This is a genomic window from Terriglobus sp. YAF25, assembly GCF_052113305.1.
Lineage (GTDB): Bacteria > Acidobacteriota > Terriglobia > Terriglobales > Acidobacteriaceae > Terriglobus.
In genome coordinates this window covers 1-3539 of sequence record NZ_JBFRCY010000607.1, presented here as the reverse complement: position 1 = coordinate 3539, position 3539 = coordinate 1, and the positions used below count along the sequence as shown (strand labels likewise).

Annotated in this window: 4 protein-coding genes; all 4 read left to right on the top strand. The window is 60.4% G+C overall.

Annotation, left to right across the window (positions count from 1 at the left end; all coding sequences use genetic code 11):
- Positions 1 to 381, top strand: a 381-nt coding sequence (locus AB4043_RS20990; RefSeq protein WP_442307982.1) for a hypothetical protein, incomplete at its 5' end; no start/stop codon positions are given.
- The gene (locus tag AB4043_RS20985) at positions 353 to 1825 is read left to right on the top strand and encodes a hypothetical protein (RefSeq protein WP_442303012.1); all 1473 of its coding nucleotides are present in this window, start codon (positions 353 to 355) and stop codon (positions 1823 to 1825) included. The genes AB4043_RS20990 and AB4043_RS20985, both read left to right, overlap by 29 nt.
- Positions 1822 to 2613, top strand: coding sequence for a portal protein (locus AB4043_RS20980; RefSeq protein ID WP_442307981.1), 792 nt, complete (start codon positions 1822 to 1824; stop codon positions 2611 to 2613). The genes AB4043_RS20985 and AB4043_RS20980 overlap by 4 nt, the downstream gene beginning before the upstream one ends.
- A partial coding sequence (locus tag AB4043_RS20975; protein ID WP_442307980.1) for a portal protein occupies positions 2610 to 3539 on the top strand: 930 nt, incomplete at its 3' end. The genes AB4043_RS20980 and AB4043_RS20975, both read left to right, overlap by 4 nt.

Here is a 3539-nt window from a genome sequence, read left to right as displayed (position 1 = left end):
CTCCTGATGGAAGGCCAGAGCCTCGTCCACATCTGCTCACTCGACAACATGCCTTCACGCCAGACCGTCGCACGCTGGCTCGCGGCCAAACCTGACTTCCAACAGCGATACAAACAGGCCCGTGAAGTACAGGCCGAATTCATGGCAGACGAACTGCTCGAACTCGCCGACGATGCAACCGAGGACTTCTACGGAGAAGGCCAGCCCAATCGCGTCGCCGTACAACGCTCCAAGTTGAAGATCGATACGCGCAAGTGGGTCGCCTCGAAATTGCTTCCACGCAAATACGGCGACCGCATCGACATGAACGTAACCGGTGAGATCTCGCTCGCCGAGATGGTGAAGGAGGCACGTGCGCGCGCAGACAAACAATCCCGCTGACGCAGCCCTTGCCGCCGACATCGGCAGCTTCACTCACGATCCTCTTGGTTACGTCTCCTACGCCTTCCCCTGGGGCACAGGCGAGCTGGAGCAACATCACGGCCCGCGCCGCTGGCAGCGCGAGAAGCTGCAGCAGATCGGCGAACATCTTCGTACGAATCGCACCGATCCTATCCAGCTCGCCGTCGCATCAGGTCACGGAATAGGCAAAAGCGCGCTCATCGGCATGATCGTCAACTGGGGCATCTCCACCTTTGAAGACTGCCGCATCGTCGTCACCGCCAACACCGAAAACCAGCTCCGCACCAAGACCTGGCCTGAGATCAGCAAGTGGACACGTCTCTCCATCAACGCCCACTGGTGGGAGATCACCGCCACCACCATCAACGCTAAAGATAAGCAGCACGCCCGCCAGTGGCGTGCCGACGCGCTTGCCTGGTCCGAACACAACACCGAAGCCTTCGCCGGCCTGCACAATCAGGGCAAACGCATCATCGTCATCTACGACGAAGCCTCGGCCATCGCCGACCGTATCTGGGAGGTCACTGAAGGCGCGCTCACCGATGCCGACACCGAGATCCTGTGGATCGCCTTCGGCAACCCCACCAAGAACACCGGCCGCTTCCGCGAGTGCTTTGGCAAGTTCAAACATCGCTGGCTTATTAGCCAGATCGACTCGCGCTCTGTCGAAGGCACCAACCTGCAGCAGTTGAAAAAGTGGGAAGAGGACTGGGGCGAAGACTCTGACTTCTTCCGCGTTCGTGCCCGCGGCGAGTTTCCTCGCGCCAGCTCACGGCAGTTCATCGCCAGCGACATCGTCGCCAACGCCCGCCGCTTCAAAGCAGAAGGTTACAGCGCTCTGCCGAAGATCCTCTCCGTCGACGTCGCCCGCTTCGGCAACGACCAGACCGTCATCGGTCTTCGCCAGGGCCGCCGCTACACCATCCTGAATACCTATCGCGGTCTCCCCGTCGATCAGGTCGCAGGCCGCGTCTCTGAATACATTGAGAGCGAACACCCGGCCATGACCGTCGTCGATGGCGGCGGTGTCGGTGGTGGCGTCATCGATGTGCTTCGTTCGCGCGGCTACGGTCGCAAGCTACATGAGTACAACTCAAGCCACTCTCCCGAAGACACAGCTCGCTACGCCAACAAACGCGCCGAATCCTGGGGACAGATGCGTGAATGGCTCGCCGCCGGCGCCGAGATTCCCGACGATCCAGAGCTCGGCGAGGACATCACCTCGCCTGAATACTTCTTCACCGCGAAGAACCAGATCCAGCTCGAAGGCAAAGACGAGATGAAGGCACGCGGCCTCGCCTCTCCTGACAAAGGTGACAACCTCGCCATGACCTTCGCCGTAAAGGTAGCCACTGTGAACCAGCAACAGCAGCATGACGAATACACCGGCACACTCGCCGGAGCACAGGGGTGGATGGCATGAAGAAAGATGTAACTGAAAACCCGGCGCTCCGCCGCATCGCCAACCAGCCCGTCACGATGCGTCACGGAGACAACGGCACTCGCCGCGTTGGTACCGTCGTTCCGCCAAGCTACGGCAACACCCAGGGGATGAAGCCCGCGGACTTCAATGTCTTCACCTCCATCGCCGGGCAGRACGTCAAACGCGCGAAACTCTATACCGCTCCTGAAGCCAACGTTCCCTCGAAGCCACGCAGCGAGGACGCCCCGCAGCAGAAGAAGACTAAAGAAGAGAAACTCCTCGACGTTGCCAGACGCCGCTTCCAACTCGCAGCCGAAGCCGAATCGTCGGGCCGCAAAGAAGCTCTCGAAGATCTGGAGTTCTTCTCCGGCAAGCAGTGGGACGACACCATTCAACGTCAGCGCCAGATGGATGGCCGTCCCTGCCTGACCATCAATCGTCTGCCGCAGTTCGTCCGCCAGGTCACCAACGAACAGCGTCAGAACCGGCCCAGCATTCAGGTCAATCCCGTCGATGATGGAGCCGACGTCGAGACCGCGCGCATCCTGCAGGGCCTCATCCGCCACATCGAGTACGACTCCGGCGCCGACGCCGCGTATGATACTGCCTTCTTCGGCGCAGCAGCTTTCAGCTTCGGCTACTTCCGCATCACGACGGACTACAGCGGCCCTCTCTCCTTCGAGCAGGAGATCCGCATCAAGCGCATCCGCAATCCCTTCACCGTCTACTACGATCCCCATGCCAAGGAAGCCGAACCGAATGGGCCGGCCGCTGGATTCCCATCGTGAAGGTCGTCGGCGACGAGCTCGACATCGACGGCAAGCTTCTACTCAAAGGCATCGTGCGTGACGCCAAGGAACCGCAACGCCAGTTCAACTTCATGAAGTCAGCCGCAACCGAAGCCATCGCACTCGCTCCCAAGGCGCCTTTTGTGATCGCCGAAGGCCAACTCGAAGGCTACGAACGTCAGTGGGCACAGGCCAACACCAAGAGCTTCGCTTATCTGCAGTACAAGCCAACGACAGTCGGCGGTCAGCCTGCTCCTCCACCGCAGCGAATGAATGCAGAGCCGGCGATCCAGGCCATCAATATGGCCATGATGGAGTCGACCGATGATCTCAAAGCCGTGACCGGTATCTACGACGCCTCTCTCGGAGCGCAGGGCAACGAGACCAGCGGCAAGGCCATCCTCGCGCGCCAGCAACAGGCACAGGGAGCGAACTTCCACTACATCGACAACCTCACCCGAGCGATGCGTCACTGCGGCCGTATCCTTCTCGACCTGATCCCGAAGATCTACGACACCCCGCGCATCATCCGCATCCTCGGCGAAGATGGCGCACCGTCGATGGCTGCCATCGGACAACAGCAGCAACTCTCACCAGAACAAACAGCCCAGTGGCAGGGCTACGAACGCATCTACGACCTCGGCCTGGGCACGTATGACGTCACCATCTCCACCGGCCCCAGCTATCACTCCCGCCGTCAGGAAGCAGTCTCATCGATCATCGACCTCACCAAGTCCTACCCGCCGCTGATGAACATGGCCGGCGACATCCTGGTAAAAAACATGGACTGGCCCGGAGCGCAGGAGATCGCCAAACGTCTGCACACGATGCTCCCCCCGCAGATCCAACAGGAGAGCAACGGAAACCCACAACTGCCTCCACAGATCCAGCAGACGTTAGCGCAGCAGACCGAAACCATCCAGAAG